Raw genomic sequence first — 23,227 nt, forward strand, 5'->3', positions numbered from 1 at the left:
TCCAGGGGTCGGGTGGCCATACCCCAGGAGCCATGAGCGGCATTTTCTCGTCAGCCTCGCCCAGACCCCCTGGACCACCCCTCCATTCTCAAGGTTTCCTCGTGCCCGAGGGTGTTATCCCATCGGATCAAAGGTCCCCTGGATGGAATGGATCATACGGCTGATCCACTGATGCAGACGCCCTGTGGTAGCGAGAAGTTCTTGGTCTCGTACAACCGGCCGAGCTCGTACAGCGCGCTGAAGACGCCGTACTATGTCTCTGCTGCGCCCTCGCTGTCATCGAACTCTTGGCGGTAGGCCAGATTGGGGCTCCAGCTGTCCTGGGAGCTGTAGGTTTGCGGCCCGTTCTCAGTGATTGGTGCGGGGCCGATTCTCTGCGTGGCGATGGGTCCTTTGGGGCGAGGTGTACTAGGTACGGGAGAGCATCAGGGCGGCTGAGCGCTAGAGAGCGGGTCAATAACGGTCGCTGGCTTGGGGAGGAAGTCAGATGGTTCACGCCGCCGTGGTGTTCGTTGGGGGTGCGACGTTCGGGGGGAGGCTGCCTTGCAGGCGGCGAGTGAGTTCGGCGCCCACGTGTGTGGTGAGCAGCCCAGTGTGTTCTATCCCCAAGCGGTTGGCCACATCTCCTGCGTGCAGCCGGATGGTGGCCTCGATGAGAATGGCGTAGGTGTGGGTGGCCGTGCGGGTTTTCCACCAGCTGATTGCGCCGAGCACAACGGTGATGAGCGCGCTGGGCCACCACCACACGGCCAAGGGGAGGTACAGCACCGCCCAGGCGGCCAGGCCAATGGTGCGGGTCAGGTCCAGGCGGGCCGCGCTGACCTGGGTAGTCACCTCGGCGGGCAGGATCAACCACAGGTACGGCCATACCACCGCCACGTCGAGGTCATGGTCGCGCTGCAAACGCAGGGTGATGGCGTTGAGCCGGTCCCCGCACCAGGTCGGCCTCGCTGGCGCTTCTGGGGAGATGCGCGCCATCTGGTCATAGGCTCCCCGGTAGGAGACCAAAGCACTACCCCGCTGCCCATCGTGGAAATGAGCGGCCTCGTCCAATGTGCGGCGCCGGGCGGCCCAGTGCTCGTGGCGGGCGGCGACCCACCGCTCTATCAGGCGGGGCAGTGGGGGTGGCCACCCCTGCCAGTCGGAGGCGAGCCAGAGGCGTTCGATGAGCCCGCCCAAGGCTTGGGCGAGCAGCCCCACCGCGGCGCTGCCGACCACGATGGCGGCGAAGACAGCCACCTGGCCGCCGAGGGTGTCCACGCGCGGATCGGCAGCGTGGGCGGTGATGGTGTCGGCAAGGAAGACCGGGTCCAGGGCATGGGCGTGACCCAGGGTGCGCGCACTGGCCGCCACGGCCAGGTAGAAGGCTCCGGGCAGGGCCAGCAGACTCACCCACTGCTCGGTGAGCTTGCTCCCCAGCGCCGCCAATAGCCCGCCCATCGGCTAAGCCAGAGATGTGCGGCGCAGTGGGTCACCGCTGACATGGCAGGCGGGAACCTCGCTGGCGGGGTTGGGTCGCCAGGACCTCGCACACAACCTGGTCGGGCACCTGTAGTCGGCCTCGCCGGGGCGGGCGCTATCGATCCCGGCCAGGTGCAGGCCGCGGGCGCCGGTGCTCGTGGTCACCACCCCCCCGGGTGTAGGAGTTCGGGCCCTTCTTCTCGGCGTAGGCATACACCCCGTGTGCGTCGCCAAGAGTCTGAAGCACCGCGTCTAGGGTGTGCAGCGCCGTGGACACGTCTGTGCCGACATGAGCGGCTTGCAGAACTTCCTCCACCAGCGACGCTCCTTGTGGATCGTGTCCGAGCGTGGCGCGGATCTGGTCGGTGTGGGCACAGATGATGGCCAGCATCACCGTCACATAGTCCCGTTGCCTCTCTGGCGCTTCGCCCATACCGTTCTCGTCCGTTTCTGCGTCGATTGGCACACCCAAGCCGGCCCGGACCGGTTCGGCGAGCGGAACGGACCGAGCCTATCGGAGCGAATCCCCCATACGCCGGGGTTTGGTGGAGCTAGCATCCCAGGACGGATCGGCAATCCAGGCAGGGGAGAACGAGTGCGCGAACAGCGACTGGCCGCGATGCGGGCACGGCTTCGACGGGTCGAGGACACCGGTGACTTCTCTATGGTGCTGGAACCGCAAGCGCTTAGCCAGGCCCGGGACTTGACCGAGCTCCTACAAGAGGACCCAGAGGATCTTGAAGTCCGCCACGTCCTGGGCTGGTGCCAGTGGTACGGGTACCTTGCCCTGCCCAAGGCGGCTGGCCAGGTCGCTGCCCAAACTGCGGCAGAGACCCTCCTGCCCTGCTTCCTAGCTGACTTCACACCCGTCCCCGGGCCGCTACTACAGACACTCGCTGAGGCCGCACACCACCTGGCCCGGCAGGCGCAGGGCTCCTCCGACCCATCGATGCTCACCATCGGGGTACAGGCGTGGCAGCGCCTCACCAACGCCACTCCCGATGACCACCCCGATCGGGCCGGGATGCTGAACAACCTGGGTCTCGCGTTGCTTGCCCGGTTCGAGTGCACGGGTGGGTTGGGGGATTTGGACGAGGCGGTTGCGGTTGGGGAGCAGGCGGTGCGGGTCATTCCTGATGGCCACCCCCACCGGGCCGTGACGCTGACCAACCTGGGTCTCGCGTTGCAGGCTCGATTTGAGAACACGGGTGCGTTGGAGGATCTGGATAGGTTGATCACGGTTGCACGGAGCAGGGCGCGGGCCACTCCTGATGGCCATCCCGACCGGATCCGGGTGCTCGACAACCTCGCCACTGTGCTGCATTCCCGGTTCGAGCGCACGGGTGCGTTGGGGGACCTGGACGAGGCGGTCCAGGCATTGCGGAACGCGGTACGGGCGGTTCCCGATGGCCACCCCAATCAGGCCGCGTTGCTGTCGAACCTCGGCAGTGCGTTGCATTCCCGGTTCGAGCGCACGGGTGCGTTGGGGGACCTGGACGAGGCGGTCCAGACATCGCGGAACGCGGTACAGGCGGTTCCCGATGGCCACCCCGACCGGGCCCGGGTGCTCAACAACCTCGGCAATGTGTTGGGGGGCCGGTTTGAGCGAATGGATGTACTAGGCGATTTGGAGGAGGCGATCGGCGCTTTGCGGGACGCGACGCGGGCCACCCCTGATGGCCATCCCGACCGGATCCGGGTGCTCAACAACCTCGCCACTGTGCTGCATTCCCGGTTCGAGCGCACGGGTGTGTTGGGGGATTCGGAGGAGGCGATCGGTACTTTGCGGGACGCGGTGCGGGTCACCCCCGATGGCCACCCTATGCGGGCCGCATTGCTGTCGAACCTCGGCGGTGCGTTACAGGTCCGGTTCGAGCGCACGGGTGTGTTGGGGGATTCGGAGGAGGCGATCACCGCTTTACGGGACGCGGTGCGCGCTACTCCCGATGGCTATCCCGGCCAGGCCGACATGCTAAGGAGTCTTGGGCGCGCGTTGCAGGTCCGGTTTGGGCGTATGGGTGTGTTGGTGGATTTGGAGGAGGCGATCGGCGCTTTGCGGGACGCGGCGCGGGCTACTCCGGATGGCCACCCTGGGTGGGCCGCGATGCTGAACAACCTCGGTCTCGCGTTGCATTCCCGGTTTGAGCGCACGGGTGTGTTGGTGGATTTGGAGGAGGCGATCGGCGCTTTGCGGGACGCGGCGCTAGCCGCTCCCGATGGCCACCCAGATCAGGCAGGTTACCTCTCCAATGTCGGCGCTGCATTGCGGGCCCGGTTTGAGCGCACGGGTGCATTGAGGGATCTGACTGAGGCGGTTGTGGTTGGGGAGCAGGCGGTGCGGGCCGCTCCTGACGATCACCCTGAACGAGTCGGGATGTTGAGCAATCTCAGCTTCGCGTTGCAGACCCGGTCTGAGCGAATGGGCGCGTTGGAGGACCTGGACAGGGCAGTTACGGTTGGGGAGCAGGCGGTGCAGGCCGTTCCCGATGACCACCCCGACCGGGCCGGGGTGCTGAGCAATCTCGGATTCGCGTTGCGGACCCGGTTTAAGCGAACAGGTTCGCAGCAGGATCGGGACGAGGCGGCGGCAGCCTACACCGACGCCTGGCAGGTGGTGTCGGCGCCTCCCTCCATGCGGATTCGAGCCGCGCGATCGGCAGCGCACCTGATGGCCTCCTCCGATCCGGCGGTGGCGGCCACGCGGCTGCGGGAGGCGGTGGAGCTGTTGCCCCAGGTGGCCCCGCACCAATTGGGCCGTGGCGACCAGCAGCATGCGCTGGGCGGTTTCGCCGGGCTGGCCGGGCAGGCCGCCGCGCTGGCTCTGGTTGATCCCCGAGCGAGTAGGCGCGAGCGCGCAGAGCAGGCCCTGGGAGTCCTGGAGGCCGGGCGAGGCGTTCTGCTCAGCCAGGCCCTGGAAGCCCGCAGCGACCTGAGCGAGCTCTACGAGCAGCATCCCCGATTGGCGGCCCGGTTCGTCGAGTTGCGCGATCGCCTCGACCAGCCCGGACACGAGGACACCGGACTGCGGCTGTCCACGCCAGGTATCACCGAGTCCGATGCGCCCATCGGGTCGAATCAGGTTGTTGACGGCGCGCCGATCGGCGCCCCAACGGAGCGGGCGGTTGATCGGCACCGCCTGGCCAGGGAGTTCATCGAAACCATAGAGTGCATTCGCTCCATGGAAGGGTTCGCTTCCTTTGGGGCGGTACCCCCGGCTCAGGAGCTGTCAGCCCAGGCTCACCAGGGGCCTGTGGTGGTGTTCACTACCGGCCCCGAGCGATGTGACGCGCTACTGGTTACCACCGCCGGAATCAGCCACCTGGAACTGCCCGGTCTGACACGGCACACCGTGGTGGAGAGGGTCAACTCCTTCCACCGAGCCCGCTCCACCGCCCTGCAGGCAGATAACCGCTCCGAACGGATGGCCGCGGAGCAGACACTGGTAGACACTTTGGGGTGGTTGTGGGATGCGGCTACCGGCCCGGTGCTGCAGGCGTTGGGTTACCGCGGCGAACCTGCGGAAGGCAGTGCCTGGCCGCGGGTATGGTGGGTGCCCGGCGGGCTGCTGGGCCTGCTGCCACTGCACGCCGCCGGGTACCACAGTGACTCGGCCGCTGCGGGACGGCGCACGGTGATGGACCGGGTGGTCTCCTCCTACACGCCAACGGTGCGGGCGCTGCGCTATGCCCGCCACCGCACCGCCGGTTCCTCGACCGTGACGGAGCCGATCGATCGAGCGCTGGTCGTGGCAATGCCCACCACTCCGGACTTGCCCGGCCACGCTGCGCTCCCGCATGTTGCGGATGAGGCTGCCGCAGCGAGCGGTCACCTGCCCGGCGCAACCGTGCTGCGCGCCCCCGACCCCGATGCGGCAGGCGGTGATCGGTCAGTGGTGCCGACCAAGGCCAGCGTGCTGCAGCGCCTTCCCGAATGCGCGATCGCGCACTTCGCCTGCCACGGGGTCAGCGACCCGGCCGATCCCTCGCAGAGCCGACTGCTGCTGTGTGATCACACCCGGGATCCGTTGACAGTGGCCAGCCTGGGCCCGGTCCGCCTTGACGAGGCAAGGCTGGCCTACCTCTCGGCTTGCAAGACCGCGGCCATCGAGGCCGACGATCTTCTTGATGAGGCGATCCATGTGGTCTCGGCCTTCCAACTGGCGGGATTCCCGCACGTGGTGGGCACCCTATGGGAAATCAACGATCGGATCGCGGTCACGGTCGCCGATGCCTTCTATACCCATCTACGCGGCCCCAACGGTGAGCTGGAGCCCGACCGGGCCCCCTACGCGTTGCATGCCGCCATCCGGGCCGTACGGGATGGGGTGGATCTCCCCGAAGGATACGACCGGATCAAGGTGCCATCGCTTTGGGCGTCCTATCTGCACACCGGCGCCTGACTCGCGATGGTGTCCCTTCGAAGGGTTGGGGGTCGCTGCCGTGCCGGGGCATGTGGGCGGCTGACACGCCCGGTTGGCCCTCTCTGAGGTAGGACTGCGGGTGTTGGGGGCGTACGCGGCGGTACAGGGCCGTGTTCGCGACTTGATCGGGCATTGGTGGGGCGCCCCTGGGCGGGGCATCATGGTCACGCACAGGCAAAATGCTCCGCGAGGTGGCTCTCCACCTGTACTGGACCTTGCACTGGGGAGCACACATGGAGCATTTCAGGCCCGGATCCGGGCCTCGCGCCTCGTCTGTTCGACTCGCGCACCCCGTCTGACCTGGGGTTTTGTGGCGCACCCGGCAGGATTCGAACCTGCGACCGTCGGATTAGAAGTCCGGTGACTTCGTGCCTCTACGTGCCACGGGGTGCCGTTTCGTCCCTACCCATCCGATCACCACTGTCGTTTCGTGTCAAGGGATGCCGTCCGGTGCCGTGCCAGTACGGAACTGCGGAGCATAAACGGAGCACACACCGGCCCCTGGCGGCGTCCGATGGCACCTCGCGAGGTCCTCGCGAGAACGCCGGCCCACCTCGCGCTTCGGGCGAGGCCACCTTGGAGACGGTTACCCTCACTAACCAGCCCAGGGCCGCAAAGAGGTCGATCCCCGAGGTACGGATCTCTGCGGACTTCATCTATCTGTTTGAGGTCAAGACGCCCGCGGCACGGTCGATGCGCAGCAGTTTCGTGGTCACCTGGCGAACCTGGGAGGAGGGCCGGGCCGGTACCTGTTCGTGCTCACCCCCGACGCCGTTCGGCCCGCTGCTGTGGATGTTGTGCAGGACAGGCGTGTGGTGTGGTTCAGCTTCGCCGCCCTGGACGACGCCATCACAGCCGTGGTGGATGACGCCTTCCTGGCGCCCTTCGAATGCGACCGTTTCCTGCTGTGCGAGCTGCAGGCGCTGTTCGACAATGACGGCCTGGTCACCTCGAATGAGGTGGTGGCTGTCGTGGCCGGCCCCGCCCACGCCGAGCACCAGGACACCTCCGCCAACATCTGTCAGCCTGGCCGGGCCTTCCGAAAAGGGCTGACCCACATGGGCTTCCACGCCCAGCAGGCCAGCCGCCCCGTATCGAGGCTTGTAAGAACCGGGTGCCGTTCATCTACGCAAGGCCAAGCGGCGTCGGGCCAACGGTGGAACGGACGCTCATCAGTGCCCAGATGTCCGCATTCACGAAGCACTGGGCATACCAGATCCGCCGTACTCGCCCGTAACTCGCGGGGGCGCACCTAGTCTCCCTTCACCGCCCACGAGAACGGAGACGTACATGCGCCGTCAGGTCTTCACCATGGCCGCAGCTGCGGCACTGGTCGCCTTGGTCGGCTGCGGCGGCGAGACCGCCCCCGAGGAGCCCTCACTGACAGATGAGGAGATCGGATCTCCCACTGACGCCGCCACGGAGGTGCCCGCTGAGCCGCTGCCCTGGGGTGAGGCGGCCACAGTCCTCGGCGACAACGGCACTGAGGTCGAGCTCGTCCCAGTGGCTATCCGCTACTACGACGGTGAGGGTCTAACTGAGGAGGACATGGCGCCTTCCGGCGTGTACGTCATCGTCCAGTTCGACGCTACCGCGCTGACTTCCTCCGAAAGTCTGAGCTGGGTCGACGGCACCGGGTTCACATGGCGAGCCGATGGCCAGCAGCTCGGTCGCAGCGACAGCGGCGATCCGCCGTGGACTGGCCACGAGCAGGGCTTCTACGGTGAGCCGTTCCTACCTGATGAGGGTGCCCGCTCTGGCCTGGTGTACTTCGATATCCCCGAGCAGGGGGCCGGAAACCTGTCCTACGTGGACGATATGGCGGGCACTGTGATCCGCTGGGAGGTGCCAGGCGAGTCAGAGGGTGATGAAGGGCCGCTGTGGGATGACGTCGATGCGGCGATTGCAGAATGGAGCTAGGTGCTGTTGTGTTTACTGGACAAGCCTAGTACGAAAACGGACGACTGGATATGAGATGACCTGGAGGGAGTACGTGTGTACGGCAGGGCCGAGGGTGAATGGGAAGAGCTGATCGAGGAGACCGTGACGTTCCTCGAAGAGCAGTCACGTTTGGAGCGTCTTACGAGTTACACGGAACTGAATTCCGTCCTGGTGCGGCGGACAGGACAGCGTGCCTTCGACTTCTCAAGCGACGCAGACAGGGCGGCAATGGGGCATCTACTCGGGGCCGCAGTGGAGCGAACCCGCTCAGAGGTGCAAGCCATGATATCTGCGATTGTCGTATACCTGAATGCGAACGACGCCGGAACGGGCTTCTACAAATTAGCATCGGAACTTGGAGAACTGTCTCCAAATCCTTCCAGTGCCCAAAAGGAAGCCTTCTGGGCCGGTCAAGTCAAGAAGGTACACAGCTACTACGCCTCCCACTGAATGGAAGGCTGCCGCTCGGCATGGATGTCTTGCAGCGCGCGGAAGATCCGAAGGCTCATGCGATCGCTATGCGGTAAAACCGGGTGCTCTCTCGCCGTGATCGGCGAACGTGCTCCCATAGCGGGGGATCTTGTCGTGATGCTCCTGCCCGCGAACACCTGAGCAGCTCAGTGCTGATCAGCCCCATGCGGGTGATGGCACGGCCAGAGGAGTCCTGTCCCAGCTCGTCCTACCCTGCTCCCACCAGGAGGGCGGCTCTGCTGAGTCGCGGCCGTGCAGGGCCGTGAACTGGAGTTTTGTGGCGTACCCGACAGGATTCGAACAGTAAGAATAGAACAGGATAAAATGATGACGAAAAATTCTAACCCATCAGCATCGGGCAGTCCCGAGGAGATCGATCGATCCTGGTTGGCAGGAATCATCAACGCTGTCAAGGACACTGATGTTGTGTTGATGTCAAGCCGATTCGAATCAATTGCAAAGGAAACTGAATCCGCAGATCCGAAGCGTGCGATCCTAGAAGTTTTAGCGATGGTAACCTCCCCCATGCTCGTGCCGGAAAACTGGGTTGAGCCATACGAGCCAGCAATCCAGTTCGGTGGCAGTCGCACACCGATTCCAACAGATCTGACACCCGATCAGATTGCACTTCTGGCACGCTTGGCACCTCTAATAGAACACACTGGATTGCGTGCTCGGGTGGCCGATATCGCCTGGACTTACGGTGATCGAGGGAACCATGATCTTCTGGCAACAGCTATCGATTCCTACCAACAGAGTCCGCTTGAACATCCTTCTTGGTTTCATGGCGGCCGGGACTCATGGCGGCGTGCTTTCGAATTGGCATTGCGGCGCGGTAAGGGAGAGCAGGAGCGAGTCGAGGAGATGAGGCAGGCAGTCAGATCCAAGGTCCTGTCCTGCGAGATTGAGGACTCCTTCCTGCCTGTTCAGCTTTCTGAACTGCTATTCCAATGCGCTAAGGTCCCCCCGGAGGAAGCCCGACCTATAGCCGATCACTGTTTGCACTTGGCGATCGAAGCTGCCGACGAAAAGAAGTACAGGCTAGCTCGATCTTTGAATCGCCAAGCGGCGTCCTGGTTTGGTCGTGCTTCTGAGCAGGAGGCTGCTAATAATTGCATCGCGCGAGTGGCCGACGCCTATGTTGCGGAGGCGGATCAGCGGCAGTCCGGAGATTTGTCGAGCGCTATGGCTGCTGGCCACTTTCTTGAAAAGGCAGTGGCAGTGCTGAGTTCTCTTCCGCGAAAATTCAGAAGAGATGCTGGCTTGGAGGGGCGCCTGTCTGATCTTCGAATCCGATTGTCGGATACTCGATTGGATACTCTCGAGGAAATGGTTCTGATTGAGAGTGAGGGTATAGATCTTTCTGAGTATATGCAGAGGGCGCGTTCTGCTGTAGCTGGAAGGGGTCGTCTCGAGGCGTTGGAACGGCTGGGTGGTATTCACCCTCTGACTAACGCTGGACAGGCTATCTCAAATGCTGTGAGTCTCTCTTCTGAGAGTATTGTTGACCAGATCGCTCGTCGCTCCACCTACGCGCGTGATGGTCGGAAGGTTGCCACTAGCTCGCATTCGGGAAGTGAAGGGCGTCAAGAATCTATCGATGTTGAATCTGTTATTCAAGGTGCTGCTGAATCGGATGTCTGGTCCCATGTCGTGCGAGATTTCGGAGGTCGCGTCGAGGTTGTCGGCAAGGCGATGATTTTGCCTGCGCAGGAAGTCATCCTTCTTGAGCATCGCTTTGATCAGTCATTTCTATTCGATATCTGTCGAGAGTCGCCATTTGTGCCTGAGGGGCAGGCGGGATTGTGGGCACGAGGTCTTTTGCATGGACTTGGAGGTGACTACGCTTCAGCGTCTTTCATGCTCGTCCCGCAGCTTGAGCAGCTAGTGCGCTTGGTTCTGAAGTCACGTGGTGTCTATACATTGCTTGTCGACAAATCTGGAGTGGAAACAGAAAAGGGCCTATCAGCTCTCCTGGAGATGCCGGAAGCCATGGAGGCCTTGGGAGCGGGTCTGGTTCTGGAACTTCGAGCATTGCTGTGCGATCAGCAAGGCGCCAACTTGCGAAACAACTTGGCCCACGGAATCGCCACGGATGGAGAGGCTTGGAGCTTTAGTGCCGTCTATGCGTGGTGGCTTTGCCTCCGGATCGTAATTGGTCCAGTTTATCGCATGCGCAAAGCTGAATCCGATTCCGCAAGCGCGGGTGAGAAGGAACGGGAAAAATAGCTGAACTGCATTGAGTTTCTTTGAGACTACTTCCTGTTGACTGACGGGATCGCCTCCCGTCACCCTCGGACAGGGGGCATCGCCTCTATCCCGTTCTGGAGCGGACACTGGTTTGTGGGGGTGTTCGTTGTGTCTGGATCGGGTTCGGTGTACAAGCGGTGCGGGTGCCCTGGTGTGAGGGGTGTGAAGGCTCGGGAGGGTCGGTGCCCTGGGCTGGTGAGCCGAGGACATGGAGTTGGTACTTCTCGCTGGAGCTGGATCATGTCCCGGGAGGCGGCCCGTGAGGGTCTGCGCCGGGTGCGGGAGTCGAGGGCGGCGAAGTCGATCCGGCGGTGCTGACGGTGCCTAACGGCTGGATAGATCCGCGCCAGAAACTGGCTACCTCAAAGCGAAGCGGTTGCAGCGTGCGTGCCTCAGCAGAGGTCGAACTGAGACTGGCGAGCCTCGGCGTGGCCGATCACGACCTGCCGCACTTCCAGCTCTAGGCTGCAGGGAGCGCTGCAGCAGCGGCGGCGACCTTGGCTGCAACGCTATCCAACGACGAATCCTTCGTGCTCAGCCCAGCGTGCGAGGCCAGCATCGGGCTGACGTTGTTCAGGTCGTCGAAGCCCACTTCGTGCAAGACGGGTATGACGCGGCGTGTCGAGAGCAACACGGAAAGCTCCTTCTCGGCCACACCCTCGGACTCAATACTCCTGAGCAACGCAGGTGTGACCAGCACGATCCCGACGCGGGAGTTTCGTAGCCCCTTGTCGATCTCGCGGATCATGAGCGAACCAAGTGGGAGGTCCTCTTCGCTGAACCACACCGAAGCGCGGTTCGTCTTCAGGTGGCCGTACAACTCCTTCGCACTGCCTTCGCGGTCGTCCCAAGCGTGGCACAGAAAGAGGTCGCGGCGTTCCGGGTGCGTCTGCGCCTGCTCGCTCGCCTTCCTGGTGAAGGGTTCGACAGTGAGCCATTCGGTCGGACTATACGACACCGACCGGCCGGTCCTAGTCTGACGCGAACCTCCGCCGCTGCCTCCGGACGAGCTGCTGTACCCCGATCCGCCACTGCCGCCATACGACGCCCCACTGCCATAGGAGTACGACGATCGGTAGCCTCCCCTACCTCCACACGCGGGGCAGTTCTCCGCTCCACTCGCGGTTCGGTGGCCTTGGTACGGTGCTGTGCATTGCGCCATACGATGATCTTACTACTCCAGCTGTAGATCCGGTTTGCCCTGGTAAATGGTTATCTGATGGAGTCGGCTAGGCGGCATCCCGCTGATCCGGTCGTTCCCCGGGCACAGCAACGGCCACAAGCGTAGCGGCCCGGCGCTGGCCACGCCTGCTCAACGAGCTCATCAATACCGCCGTCGGCCCATACCTGCCCCGACCCGAGACCCGGACGACCGCCCGCGACCTGATCCGAGCCCTGCTTGTCTCATACCGGAGCTTTTGGAGGCTGTGCGGTGTGCCGGGATTGCCTCCCGGAACTCGGTCTGTGACTCGAGGCCCGGCGGTATGGGTCCTGTAAGTGCACACTGGAGTCATGACTTCACACATCCCCGATTCTGAGGACAACGGTCGAGGCCCTGCTTTGCACAACGCGATTGGGGATGTAGACCGAGGCACTGCTGTTCAGGCCCACACTATCGAGAACTTGAACATCGCCTCCTCTGGAGCGGACGCTCCTGAACGTGAAGTGTTGTGGGCGTCGGTGCGGGTGGGCGATGCTGATCCGCGTACCTTGGGGGTACATCCCGCCCGCGAGAACCGTAACGGATCCACGCTGCCGCCGTATGTGGAACGTGACATCGATGCCGAACTCCATCGACTGCTTACTGAGGCCGAGCTAGAGGGCGGAGCGGTATTGGTGGAAGGCGACTCAACGGCAGGTAAGACCCGAGCCGCCTTGCACGCCCTCCAGAAGGCTCTGCCCAACCGGTTCTTGTTCACGCCCGCTCCAGGTCAAGACCTGCGTTCCCTGAGCGATCACTTGGCCGCTCTACCCGAGGAGAGCAGGGAAGTGGTGTGGTTGGATGATCTGAACCGCTACCTGAGCTTGGGCGAGTACGGCCTGACCGAAACCACCTTGCAGTCCCTGTGCCACCAAGGCGCGGTCGTGATGGCCACTCTGCGCTCGGAATACGCTGACACCTACCACATGTCCGTCCTCGAAAACGCGTGGGGCCGAAGGAACGCACGGCGGCATGAAATGCATGGTGAGCGTGACGCTTTTGTTTCCTTGCTACGTCGATTCAAGCTGGTGGAGTTGGAACGCGTTTGGTCTCCTGAGGAGGTCGACCGAGCTTCTCAGTTGGACGACGATCTCCTGGCGGAGGCGGTAGCCCACCACGGAGCCCACGGTATTGCTGAATACATGGCTGCTGGCCCTGAACTGCTGCGCATTTGGAGACGAGCCAGACGTTCCACTGCTCGGGGCGGATATCCGCGTGGGTATGCGGTCGTGTCTGCGGCGGTGGATCTAGCCCGCACAGGCCTTCTGCTCGCACCCAAGCGAGATCTATTGGAGCGGGCTCATGTCCATTATACATTTGGGATCGCTCCGTTGCGTCCAGAGTCTTTCGCTCAAGCGCTGGAGTGGGCGGAACACCCCAGTTTGGGTGCCAGCGGCCTCCTTGTCCCAGCCGATGAAGAGCGCGGTTGTTGGCGGGCCTTCGATTACCTTGTTGAGGCCACTACTAACCTGGTACCAACTCCAGTCTGGGAACTGGCTTTGGAACATGCCAGTGATGAGGACGAATGCCTGGCAATCTCCACCAACGCTGCCCGTGCGGGTTTGCATAAGGTTGCCATTGCGGCTGGAGAACCTCTGGCTCGGTCTGGACATCCTCGTGCGATGCACCTCGTGGGCGTGTGGAGGCGAGGCCAAGGGCGGGAAAAGGAAGCCGAGCAGTGGTTTTGTAAGGCTATCGATAAGGGAAATTCTGACGCCATCTTATCTCTTGGTGGGTTGTTGATTTCTCAGGGTCGAATGGAAGAGGCCGGGTGGTGGTACCGCATGGCCACTGATAACGGGTTGGCGCAGGACCTTGTTGCCAGTTTGGGAAATTCGTTGATATTTGAGGGGCGAAAAGAAGAGGCTAAGCGATGGTATCGTAGTGCTGCTGATGCTGGCTTTTTCGATGCTATGGTGGGCCTTGCCTTTGAGTTGTCTGACCAAGGACGGATCAGAGAGGCCAAGTACTGGTGTTGTAAGGCTATCGATGCTGGCAGAACCAATGCCATAGTAAGCCTCGGCTTCATGTTGAACAGGCATGGGTTGGTGGAGGAGGCCGAATCGTGGTACCGCAGAGGCGCCGACTCTGGTGTTGCCGGTGCCATGTTCAACCTGGGCCACCTATTGGTGACTCAAGGGCGGATGGAAGAGGGGGAATATTGGTACTGTAAAGCCGCTGATGCTGGCTTCACCAGTGCCATGGTGAACCTAGGTCGCCTATTGGCCGAGAAGGGGCGTGTGAAGGAGGCCAAACAGTGGCTCCGTAAGGCTGTTGACTCTCGTGCTGACCTTTGATTCTGTGGCTGACAGAATGTCTTTACCGGGTTTATCGGAGGATCCTCGTGTGTGCCAGGACGACTCCTCATTGTCCACCTGGCTGGCGGCTACCGGTAGGTGGACCAGCGGGTGGTGGCGTCGCCACACTGCAAAGTGTCCATGCGGTGCTGCCACTGGGCGCGCAGGCCGGGGCTGGTGTTGAGGACCGGGAGGACGCTGGTGACGAGTCTGAGTTCGCGGAGCTGGCGCAGGACGGGGAAACCGGACCAGGTGAGGACGTCGAAGCCGTACTCGGCGGCGAGCGGGCTGTGGTGGTCGGTGGGATAGTCCATGCGGACCTTCCCGACGGCGGCGGGGACCAGGTCCCATTCGCGTGGGCCGTGGCTGAGGCTGTCGAAGTCGCAGATCACCGGGCCGTGCGGGCCGGGGATGAGGTTGCCCATGAATGGGTCGCCGTGGAGCACCCCGGCGGGGAGCTCGAATTCCAGGTCCTGGACCAGGCGCTCCAGGTGGTCGGTGCGCTCGGTGAGGAAGACCCGGTCGGCCTCGGCCAGTCCTTCGGCGTCCGCGATGCGGCTGCGGATGCGGGCGAACGGCTCCCACGACGGCAGCGCGAAACCTGGTGCGGGCAGGGCGTGGATGTGCTTGAGGATGCGCCCGAGGTCGGTGCCGGTCGGGTCAGGGCCGGGGGAGGGGACCAGGTACCAGAAGGTCGCCGTAGCTCCAGCGGCCTGTACCGGTTGGGGGATCTCTTCGACCAGCCGCACCGTGGGTGCGTCGTGCTGGGCGAGCCACCGGGCTGCCTGGATGACCACAGGGATGCGTTCGGCCACGGTCGCGGACCCGGCGATACGCGCCACCAACCCCGCGTCGGGGAGTTGGTAGACGGCGTTGTTGGTGAACTTGATCAGCTCGGCGTCGTTGGCCGCCTTGGCGCCCAGCCCGGCCTCCTCACACAGGGCCGCGAGAACGTCGTGGACACGGTCGCGAGTGAGGGCGAAGCGGGGGTCGGCGGAGGGGGCGGGAGTGGTGCTCATGATGTGCGAAGGGTAGCAATCTCGGCGGCCAGCTCCGCTGTCTCGCCCCGGGTTCGGTAGGCCAGGGCTGCGTGCTGGAGCGGTGCGAGCCGGTCGATGACACGCACTGAGCGGACCTGGCGGGCGAGGTCGACGGCTTGGCGCCCGACGCACACGCCTTGGTCGGGGTCGCCGTTGCGGATGTGGGCGGTGGCCAGGGTGGTCAGCTCGAAGGCCTGGCTGCGGCCCATGGCCGGGCTGCGGGCGTCCACGGCCCGGTACAGGTGCTCGGTCGTGGCCGTGTACGCACGAGGCGACGGGGTGGGTAGGGCGGCGTTGACGACCCCGGACATGGCGTCCAGGTCGGCTTCGTGGAAGAACCGCACCCACGGAGTGGTGTCCGCCTCGGCGCGAGCGAAGGCATCGTGGGCGCGGGCGAGGGAGTCCATGGACCGCTTCTGGTCATCGAGGACGGCGTAGGCCCAGGCGGCGTTGGCGCACATGAGCGCGACGGTGCGCTCGCACCCGGAGTTTTGGGCGGCGATCTGTCCCAGTTGCAGGAACCGCAGGGCCTGGACAGTGTGGCCGCGGTGCAGGTGCAGGCGGCCCATCCGATAGAGCACGTTGGCCACCAGCGAGGGCTCCTCGATGTACTGGGCCTGCTCCAGCGCCAGGGACAGGTGCTCGGCTGCGATCTTGTATCGGCCTACGTCGAAGCTCGCCCACCCGGCGAGATTGTGCAGATCGGCGACGGCCCGGTAGAGCTGGAGGCCGAGCTGGTTCGCGGGCTTGGCCGCGTGCAGCAGCCGGTGGGCGTAGGCCAGGTGCGCCATGATCGCGTCCAAGCACGCGCCGCCCCCGAGCTGGTAGTCGGCGGCCCGCAACGCCTTGGTGACCGTCTCGACGTGGTCCACGTCGGTTCCCGTTACTCGCCGGACGGGCAATGGCGTCTCGGGGATGTTCGGCCCGCGCCACCTGTGGGGATCGATCTCCGCCGCTCCCATGGTGACCTGAGCGGCGTGTGCCAACAGCCTGGTGCTCTCGATGCTCTCCTGTCGCGTGCGTGAGGTCGTCACTCGGGGCGCCCCGAGCCCGTCGAGGAAGCAGCGCAGCTTCACGACGTCCTTCAACTCGCGCTTGCGCGATTCGAGTTGGGAGATCATCGACTGGGACAGACCGGTCAAACGCGCGAGGGCTTCCTGGGACAGGTCGGTGCGTGAACGCAGGAGGCGTACGAGCGAGCTCGCGTCGAGGCGCCCAGCGGCTTCCTGTGCCTCAGGTGCATCCCAGAATCCCTTGGGTATACACGAACATCTTTTCTTCGCATCGGCGACAGATGACCTCTCCCTGCCGCAATTTGCGCATATCGACACCATGGATCCCTTGAACGGGGAAATGTTCGTTCCCCATGAAACAGGGATCCTGGCCCGCCTCGCCAGTCCTGTTCCCAAAAGCATCACCACCGTAATAGCGATCATCACCCCTGTTCATGGGAACCGAAGGCGCGTCAACACCAAACTGAGAACTCGTCAACGACCTGGAACTGACGCACAAGGCACGGTGACCAGGCACGGGAGGATGGTGATGGGGATGAGGGCCGCACTGGTGGACCGGGCGGAGGAAACGGAGACTGGCACCGGGAAGCGAGACGTCTTTCCGCTGCCCAAGCGCGCCACCGCACCTTCGGACCGTGCCCCGGTCCTGCTGGAGGCGAACCCCGAGGTCACCGGGTCCGCGATCACGGTTCCCGGCGACCCCTTCTACGCCACGGTCATGCGCCGTCGCCTGCGGACACTGGCGTCCCTCCCTGACTGGGAGATTCGCCCGGTCGCGCTGCTCGCCTCGGAGCTGTTCAACAACTGCATCCGCCACACCCGATCGGGCGATCCGGGCGGCGAGGTCACCATCAGCGTGTTCAAACTGGCGGGCCGTATCCAGGTGCGCATCACCGACGCCGGCCCCCGCGAGGGGGAGATCACCGTTCCCCACCTTCGGCCCCTCGACCCCGAGAACGAGAGCGGGCGCGGACTGCACCTGGTCGCGACGAACGCGAGCCGGTGGGGCACCATCCACCACGACGACGGCCGCACCAGCGTCTGGTTCGAGGTGGACCGCATCGAGCGCACCTCCGCCAAGCCCGCCGACCACACCGAGCGGTGATCGCGGTGGCCTTGGACATCAGGGATGACCACGACCAGTACACGGCCGCCCGCCAGCTCCAGTTTCGTTACCGGAGCCGTTGGCTCGTGATGTGGGGACCGGGCTCGGGGGCCTTCCTCGCCTTCTACCGAGGCCACGCCCACGTCGCCCCGTTGTCCGCGCCCACCTGTCAGGAACTGCACCGCCGGATCCTGCACACCGAGACGGTCCTCGTCGAGAACATCGCAGCCAGCACTGATGCCACTGAACTCTCCCAGCTCACGGTCACCCGAGCGGGGAGGTAAGGCGCCTCACGGTCGGGCTCCGTCCAGCCGACCACGAGGCGGCGCCGTCACCGCACTCCACGAAGGACACCAATGAAGGGAAAACCACAGATGCAGAGCACGCAGTTCGACGGCGACCTGGTGGTCGCGGTCGAGGACATCCAGGCCGAGCGCAGCCGAGGCGAGCAGCCCTCCGACGGCGGCGGTACCGGCCGCTCCGACACCAACGACGGCATCCGCTAGGAGAACACCCGTGTCCGCTGACCTGATCAGCGGCCGTCTGGGCGGGGACCAGTTCCCCGCCCAGGTGCTCGGCCGCGCCCACCGCCGCTATGCCGCGAACGCCGACCAGACCACCGACTTCGCACACCTGCTCACCTGGCCCGACCTCAATCAGCTCCTCGCCACCCGACGTCTCGACGTGCCTCGGATGCGGCTCTCGGACGGGCAGACGGTGGACGTGGGCCAGTACACCCGTCCGCGGACCTACCGGCGTATGCCCAACTGGAACGCCCCGGTGCCGCACCTGTTCCACGAACAGCTCCGCCAGGGCGCCACGCTGGTCGTGGACGCGATCGACGAGATGCACCCGCCCATCAACACCATGGCCGCTGAGCTGGAAGCGTGGTTGGGCACCCGTGTCCAGGTCAACGCCTACGCTTCCTGGACCGCGAAGGAAGGCTTCGGCGTCCACTGGGACGACCACGACGTCATCGTCCTCCAGGTCTCCGGGCGCAAGCGCTGGCGGATCTACGGCACCACCCGCCAGGCGCCGCTGTACTCCGACGTGGAGGTGGACGACGACGCCCCCACCGAGCCCGTCGACGAGTTCACGATGGAGCCCGGCGACGTGCTCCACGTCCCCCGGGGGTGCTGGCACGCGGCGTCGGCCTCGGAGGGAGAGCCCAGCCTGCACCTTACCTGTGGTCTGAACACCACGACCGGCGCGGACTTCCTCGACTGGGTCAACGGGCTGATGCGCGAACACGTCGAGGTTCGCAGCGACGTCCCCCGGAACAGGGGCGATCAGGCGGCGTGGACCTATCGCCTGGCCGAGTTGATCACTCAGCGGCTCCAGTCGCCCGGGGTGGTCGAGGAGTACTGGGACCACCTGAACCAGACCGCCCCGGCAAGGATGGCGTTCAGCCTGCCGGTCGCCGTGACCGGGACGCTGTCAGCGTCTTCTCGCCTACGGCTGGCATCGCATCGGGGCACCGTGAGCGAAGAGAACGGACAGGTGGTTCTCTCGGCTCAGGGGCGCCGCTGGCGTCTGGCACCGGTGGCCGCTCCGGTACTCCACCGCCTCGCCGACCACGAACCGGTCACCGTCAAGGAACTGTGTCGACTCGCCCCGGAGATCTCCGAAGACGCCCTGATCTCCCTGCTTCGACGACTGATGGACGACGGCGCCCTGGTCTGGGAGGGCGAAGAGTGACCCTTCTCGGACTGGGCACCTACCGCAGCCGCGACGCCGCCCACTCGGCACGCATCGCGGCTGCGGCCGGTTGCCCACTCATCGACACCGCCCCCGTCTACGGGCACGGCACCCACCAGAGCGCCATCGCCTCCACCCTGGAAGCCCACCCACAGGTGCGGATCGCCTCGAAGGTCGGGCACATGACCCCCGGCCACGCCGAGGTCGCCGTGTCCAGCGGAGCCCTTGCGACGGAGGAAGCACGTGGCCTGCACAGCATCGCCGCCGACTACGTCCGCCATCAGATCGCGATGAACCGGCTGGAACTGCGACGGCCACGCCTGGACCTGGTGTTCCTGCACAACCCCGACCATCACCACGACGGCGACCGCGATGGGCTGCACGATCGAATCCGCGGCGGGTTCATCGCCTTGGAGGAAGCTCGCGCCGAGGGCCTGATCACGGGGTACGGGGTCGCCACCTGGTCGGGGTTCACGGAGGCGTTCAGTGTGCCCGACCTTCTCCGGTTGTCCCGTGAAGCCTCAGGAAGCCCTGAGACCGGCCTGGCCGCCGTCCAACTGCCCGTGTCGCTGGTCAACATCGCCCCGATCAAGGACGCCTTGACCGGAAGCGGTCCCCTGGCCGAAGCACACGAGGCAGGATTGGAAGTGTGGGCCTCCGCCCCACTCCACGGAGGCAAGCTCGTCCACTTGGTGAACGAACGCCTCGCCCACCACATCAGCGACGGGGCCTCACCGGCCGAGGCAGCCCTTATGGTGACCGCCTCAGCGCCCGGCCTCACGGGGATGCTGATCAGCGCCTCGAGTGCAGGGCACTGGTTGAGCGCGGCTTCGGTGGCGGGTCGCCCACCGTTGCCCGAGAATCGACTCAAGGACATCAGTGATCTCCTCCTCTCCCGAGAAAACGCCTGACCTGGGACAGGCGTGGCATCACGCGGTCGCGGCCCTGGACCTGGTCGCACCGCCTGGCGTGACGCTGCACCGCGGTGTGGGCGGCCGGACTCTGAGCGGTCCGGTCGCCACCGCCGAGGGCTCTCCTGGCTGGCTTCGAGTCACGTCCGCCCCCAAACCTGGGGGGAAGGTGTGGGAAGGGGCCGCGCTCGCCGCCGAGCTGATCGGCGACGGTGTTCCCCGGCCACGCCTGCTCGCTGAGCACACGTGGGGGGAGGAACTCGTCTTCCAAGCACTGTTGTGGGAGCGGCTGCCGGGGACGGTTGTGTCGGCGACCCCGGATCTCACCGCTCCGGTGAAGGTCGAACCCGGCTGGTGGGGTGGTCTACGCCAGGCTCTGGATGCTCTTCAAAAAGTCCCCAGGCCCGAGGGACGCCAGGTCTTCACTCAGGCGTTCGTCCACCGCATCCCCAACCACATCCCCGAAATCGCCGAGACCGGGGTCGACACGACCGTGCGCAGGTGGGTGACCGCTCACGGAGACTTGCACTGGGCCAACCTCACCGACAACCCGCTGAGCATCATCGACTGGGAGGGGTGGGGCGCGGCTCCGGCCGGGTACGACGCCGCTGTCCTGCACGCCTACGCCCTGCCCGCCCCGGAGACCGCGGTGAAGGTCCGCAGCGTCTTCGCCGACGTGCTCGACACCGACGACGGGCGCCTGGCACAACTGATCATCTGTGCCGAGATCATCCAAGCGAGCGAACGGGACGAACTCCACGCTCGACTGGCCCCCTACGTGCGGCGGTTCGTTCCCGGACTGCTGGCCTCAACCTCGCAATAGCCGCAGGACACGGGGCTGCACTCGGTGAGCTGGGCCAGCGCGCGAGTCCCACACCCAGAGCATCGAGACCAAGACCCGAGCGGGTTCCACCGCGAGGGCGAGTTCCCTGCGGGCAGCAGCGATCGCGGATCGTAGACCCTGGCCTGCGCTGAGCGCGTCCAGGTGTCAGTGAGGGACTGCTACAGCGCCCGGCTCGCGACCGCCCTCAGACCGGTCTGACTGGCCCCACACCGCCCCGTGGGCGCGGGTGACCCCCTGTGCGGGGCGTCCGTGCCCACGGGGCGCTATGCGCGCGTCGGGCGCGTGAGGGCCATGTGGAGCCGTCGTCTCATGGCTCCTCATTTTCGGGCTCATGACTTTTCTGAGCCATCCGGGTTGAAACTTCTCGCGAGTATGGGGAAACATCAAAACTGCCGTTCGGCCCGGCTGAACACGGCCATTCCCATATGACAGAATTTATTCGCATGCCTGAAATGGGGTTCTTTGTCATGCCTGTGTTTGTCCTGAGAAACACCGGCCCTGACCTGCTCCTGGCGGGTGGTGGCGCCAGCTAACCGGGCTGATTGCTCCGTGTCGGGTGGGGTGAGGAAGCGCAGCTTCGAGGGGCGGCCGACCTTCGAAGCCATTGACACCCGCCTCGTCCAGAACACGGGCTCACGGTTTTATCGAGAAGACCGAAAGAGAAGGCGCCCCGGGCGGTGAGTCACCACCGACCCGAGGCGTGATCCGCCACCTGAGTAAGCAGGAGGAAGATCTATGAGTCATGGTACGGGTCGGCACCGCAGGTGCCGACGAGGATGGGCCAGCCGTGTGCGGTGGGCCGTGGGCGCGGCGCTCGCCACGATCGTCGGAGTAGGGTTCGCGCCACCTTCGCGCCCGGTGGAGCTGGAAGCTCGGAAGACGTCACCGCGACGGGAACCCCCGAACACCGCGACCACGCGCCCGGCTCCCGAGCCGGAGTGGGTGCGGCGCTATGACGAGGCGCGGCGGTCCCATACGGATCGGGCGTGGTCGCTGTTCACAGAGGGCGGCAACGTGACCGCTTCCGATGCCCCGGTAGAGCTGCCGGAGTTCGGCTGGTGTGTGGACGAGGACGGTGTGCGGGCGGTGCGCCCGTACCTGGTCGCGCACGAACAGCGTCAGCGGTCCAGGCGACGACGCCCGGCACCGCCTATCTCCCGCCAAGGCGGCGGGCCCGCGCCGGACGTTCGTGCCGAGGTGGCCGCTACGAATGCCCCTGGTGAGTGGGACGAGCTGGCTGGGCTGATCCGCCAGTGGGACGCGCAACGGGCACTCGTGGTCTGATGTCGAGTCGCGGCTTGGGGGCTGTCTCCACCTGGAGGCAGCCCCTTCGGTGTCGGCCGGTGGTGGTCGGGGCGGGGTTGACGGCGACCTCGGCGGTGCCGGTGAGCGAGATCGACTCGGTGGTCACCGGCTTTCGTTGACCGGTATTTCGTTGGGATGGTGCTTTTATCAAGGTCCTGTGCGACCGCCTGCCGGGCCGTGTCGGTGGTGCTGCGGAAAGGCGAGAGGGAGCCTTCTTGAAATTCGATCCGCAGCGCTGATGATGCCGGTCCCTGTGGTGCCCTGAGTCCGGAGTGAGAACGAAGTGAACCCGGGCCAACGGGTGGTCCAACAAGGGGGCCAACGGGTGGTCCGCCTCGTTGGACCCCCTCTCCAGGTACATAATCGCTGGTCAGGGCCTACTCAAGTGGTCCAACGCGTGTCCAGACTTATACCCAGTGGGTAGTCATCCTCACGTAGGGGGCGGGTGGCGCCCCCGGCGAGCCGGAGACGCCCCGCCCCTGGACGCCTGCGTGGGCTCACCCACACCTTTTTCGTTGCCCTGTTCTCCTCTTCCTGTATTCACTTTTCTCTTCTTTATAAGAACATGAATGAAAGGTTCCTGTGTGCGGGTTTTTGGGGCGGCGATGCAGGTGCTCGGGTCGCCCAGCGCCGAGCGCTGCACGCCCCCTCGCCCTGCACCTGCTCGTGTGGTCTGCGGAAGTGGGGCCTGCGAGGCGCGGCGGGGTCGGGCCGTCCGGTGGGTGGGATCCACTCGGTGGTCACCGGTATCGGCTGAGGGCGTCGGGCCGATGGTTCTTCTGGTCGTGGAGGTGAGGTGGTGGCGCGCCGGGTGCGGGGGTGGTCTCTTCGAGGTTGGCGGCACCAAGAGGGAATACGAACATTATTGCCATCAGGCTCACGTTTGAGTCTGGGCCGGTAAGTGGGCCTGTGACTCGGCCGGTCGGCGGGCCGGTAAGTGGACCGGTAAGCGGGCCTGGGGGAGGGCCGCTTTGAACGGAGCACCCCAGCGTCGTTATCAGTGCAGGTCGGGACCGCTGCGGGTGGGCCGATGGGCGCCCAGACTTATACCCAGTGGGTAGTCATCTTCACGCAGGGCGGGCGGCGCCCCACGGTGTGAGGGCGCCAACCGCCCCCGCTCCCTCGAGACGGGGCCCGTGGTCTTTCTTCGGGTGCGCGGCCCCCACCTTGCCTCTGGCCAGCCTTGTCTCCCTTTCTCTTCCTCTACGACCACCAGGGGACAGGACCTCGAGGTGGTGGTGTGAGCGGAGATCGCGCGGGTTCTCGTGCT

Annotated in this window: 17 protein-coding genes and 1 tRNA gene; 11 read left to right on the forward strand and 7 right to left on the reverse strand. The window is 64.9% G+C overall.

From position 1 onward, the window contains the following. Positions 1–492: 492 nt before the first annotated feature. Positions 493–1,392 (reverse strand): hypothetical protein, encoded by a 900-nt coding sequence (locus tag ADL05_RS09050; RefSeq protein ID WP_197285733.1) that lies wholly within the window; start codon positions 1,390–1,392, stop codon positions 493–495. Positions 1,393–2,056: 664 nt separating this feature from the next. Here ADL05_RS09050 and ADL05_RS09060 point away from each other — a divergent pair. Continuing rightward, positions 2,057–5,860: a CHAT domain-containing protein gene (locus ADL05_RS09060; RefSeq protein WP_197285734.1), complete on the forward strand. Its 3,804-nt coding sequence runs from the start codon at positions 2,057–2,059 to the stop codon at positions 5,858–5,860. A 332-nt stretch (positions 5,861–6,192) separates the two neighbouring features. Here the strand turns inward: ADL05_RS09060 and ADL05_RS09065 are convergent. Both ADL05_RS09065 and ADL05_RS09070 read right to left on the reverse strand, forming a co-directional pair. Continuing rightward, positions 6,193–6,273 (reverse strand) — tRNA-Arg (locus ADL05_RS09065). Positions 6,274–6,537: 264 nt separating this feature from the next. Then, complete coding sequence (locus ADL05_RS09070; RefSeq protein WP_156365775.1) at positions 6,538–6,951, reverse strand: hypothetical protein; 414 nt, start codon at positions 6,949–6,951, stop codon at positions 6,538–6,540. A 220-nt stretch (positions 6,952–7,171) separates the two neighbouring features. Between ADL05_RS09070 and ADL05_RS09075 the strand changes: the two genes are divergently transcribed. The 3 genes from ADL05_RS09075 to ADL05_RS29505 all read left to right on the forward strand — a co-directional run bounded on the left by ADL05_RS09075 (position 7,172) and on the right by ADL05_RS29505 (position 10,522). Beyond that, positions 7,172–7,801, forward strand: a complete 630-nt coding sequence (locus tag ADL05_RS09075) for a hypothetical protein (protein ID WP_053616442.1) — start codon at positions 7,172–7,174, stop codon at positions 7,799–7,801. A 75-nt stretch (positions 7,802–7,876) separates the two neighbouring features. Then, positions 7,877–8,272 (forward strand): hypothetical protein, encoded by a 396-nt coding sequence (locus tag ADL05_RS29500; protein ID WP_231640671.1) that lies wholly within the window; start codon positions 7,877–7,879, stop codon positions 8,270–8,272. Positions 8,273–8,545: 273 nt separating this feature from the next. Further along, positions 8,546–10,522 carry a DUF4209 domain-containing protein gene (locus tag ADL05_RS29505; RefSeq protein WP_156365776.1) on the forward strand — a complete coding sequence of 659 codons (1,977 nt, stop codon included), beginning with the start codon at positions 8,546–8,548 and terminating at the stop codon, positions 10,520–10,522. Positions 10,523–11,003: 481 nt separating this feature from the next. Here ADL05_RS29505 and ADL05_RS09080 read toward each other — a convergent pair whose 3' ends face one another. Continuing rightward, complete coding sequence (locus ADL05_RS09080; protein WP_053616443.1) at positions 11,004–11,501, reverse strand: toll/interleukin-1 receptor domain-containing protein; 498 nt, start codon at positions 11,499–11,501, stop codon at positions 11,004–11,006. Between the two features lie 665 nt (positions 11,502–12,166). Between ADL05_RS09080 and ADL05_RS29510 the strand changes: the two genes are divergently transcribed. Further along, positions 12,167–14,041 carry a tetratricopeptide repeat protein gene (locus ADL05_RS29510; RefSeq protein WP_231640672.1) on the forward strand — a complete coding sequence of 625 codons (1,875 nt, stop codon included), beginning with the start codon at positions 12,167–12,169 and terminating at the stop codon, positions 14,039–14,041. 89 nt (positions 14,042–14,130) lie between these two features. On the opposite strand, the gene ADL05_RS09085 is transcribed toward ADL05_RS29510, so the two are convergent. Next, positions 14,131–15,060: a phosphotransferase enzyme family protein gene (locus ADL05_RS09085; protein ID WP_053616444.1), complete on the reverse strand. Its 930-nt coding sequence runs from the start codon at positions 15,058–15,060 to the stop codon at positions 14,131–14,133. Continuing rightward, positions 15,057–16,517, reverse strand: coding sequence for a helix-turn-helix transcriptional regulator (locus tag ADL05_RS09090; RefSeq protein WP_156365777.1), 1,461 nt, complete (start codon positions 16,515–16,517; stop codon positions 15,057–15,059). The genes ADL05_RS09085 and ADL05_RS09090 overlap by 4 nt, the downstream gene beginning before the upstream one ends. A 112-nt stretch (positions 16,518–16,629) precedes the next feature. On the opposite strand from ADL05_RS09090, the gene ADL05_RS09095 reads away from it, so the two are divergent. From ADL05_RS09095 to ADL05_RS09115, 6 genes are all read left to right on the forward strand, one after another. After that, positions 16,630–17,199 carry an ATP-binding protein gene (locus tag ADL05_RS09095; RefSeq protein WP_053616446.1) on the forward strand — a complete coding sequence of 190 codons (570 nt, stop codon included), beginning with the start codon at positions 16,630–16,632 and terminating at the stop codon, positions 17,197–17,199. 11 nt (positions 17,200–17,210) lie between these two features. Continuing rightward, positions 17,211–17,483, forward strand: coding sequence for a hypothetical protein (locus ADL05_RS09100; RefSeq protein ID WP_156365779.1), 273 nt, complete (start codon positions 17,211–17,213; stop codon positions 17,481–17,483). Positions 17,484–17,573: 90 nt separating this feature from the next. After that, on the forward strand, positions 17,574–17,705 hold the full coding sequence (locus ADL05_RS32120) for a hypothetical protein (protein WP_255351839.1): 132 nt from the start codon (positions 17,574–17,576) through the stop codon (positions 17,703–17,705). Positions 17,706–17,715: 10 nt separating this feature from the next. After that, positions 17,716–18,897 carry a cupin domain-containing protein gene (locus ADL05_RS09105; protein ID WP_053616447.1) on the forward strand — a complete coding sequence of 394 codons (1,182 nt, stop codon included), beginning with the start codon at positions 17,716–17,718 and terminating at the stop codon, positions 18,895–18,897. Then, the gene (locus ADL05_RS09110) at positions 18,894–19,808 is read left to right on the forward strand and encodes an aldo/keto reductase (protein WP_053616448.1); all 915 of its coding nucleotides are present in this window, start codon (positions 18,894–18,896) and stop codon (positions 19,806–19,808) included. Before ADL05_RS09105 ends, ADL05_RS09110 begins: the two co-directional genes overlap by 4 nt. Positions 19,809–19,977: 169 nt before the next feature. Then, complete coding sequence (locus tag ADL05_RS09115) at positions 19,978–20,631, forward strand: phosphotransferase (RefSeq protein WP_231640673.1); 654 nt, start codon at positions 19,978–19,980, stop codon at positions 20,629–20,631. A gap of 404 nt (positions 20,632–21,035) precedes the next feature. Here the strand turns inward: ADL05_RS09115 and ADL05_RS30415 are convergent, their stop codons facing one another. Further along, positions 21,036–21,257, reverse strand: coding sequence for a hypothetical protein (locus ADL05_RS30415; RefSeq protein WP_156365780.1), 222 nt, complete (start codon positions 21,255–21,257; stop codon positions 21,036–21,038). Positions 21,258–23,227 lie beyond the last annotated feature (1,970 nt).

Origin of the sequence: Nocardiopsis sp. NRRL B-16309 (genome assembly GCF_001279585.1) — a bacterium.
GTDB lineage: Bacteria > Actinomycetota > Actinomycetes > Streptosporangiales > Streptosporangiaceae > Nocardiopsis.

Bases quoted from the DNA above. Each gene is read 5' to 3' on its own strand.
- ADL05_RS09085 (WP_053616444.1), bottom strand. From the start codon at position 15,060: ATGAGCACCACTCCCGCCCCCTCCGCCGACCCCCGCTTCGCCCTCACT.
- ADL05_RS09090 (WP_156365777.1), bottom strand. From the start codon at position 16,517: ATGATCGCTATTACGGTGGTGATGCTTTTGGGAACAGGACTGGCGAGG.
- ADL05_RS09095 (WP_053616446.1), top strand. From the start codon at position 16,630: ATGAGGGCCGCACTGGTGGACCGGGCGGAGGAAACGGAGACTGGCACC.
- ADL05_RS30415 (WP_156365780.1), bottom strand. From the start codon at position 21,257: ATGGCTTCGAAGGTCGGCCGCCCCTCGAAGCTGCGCTTCCTCACCCCA.
- ADL05_RS09075 (WP_053616442.1), top strand. From the start codon at position 7,172: ATGCGCCGTCAGGTCTTCACCATGGCCGCAGCTGCGGCACTGGTCGCC.
- ADL05_RS32120 (WP_255351839.1), top strand. From the start codon at position 17,574: ATGCAGAGCACGCAGTTCGACGGCGACCTGGTGGTCGCGGTCGAGGAC.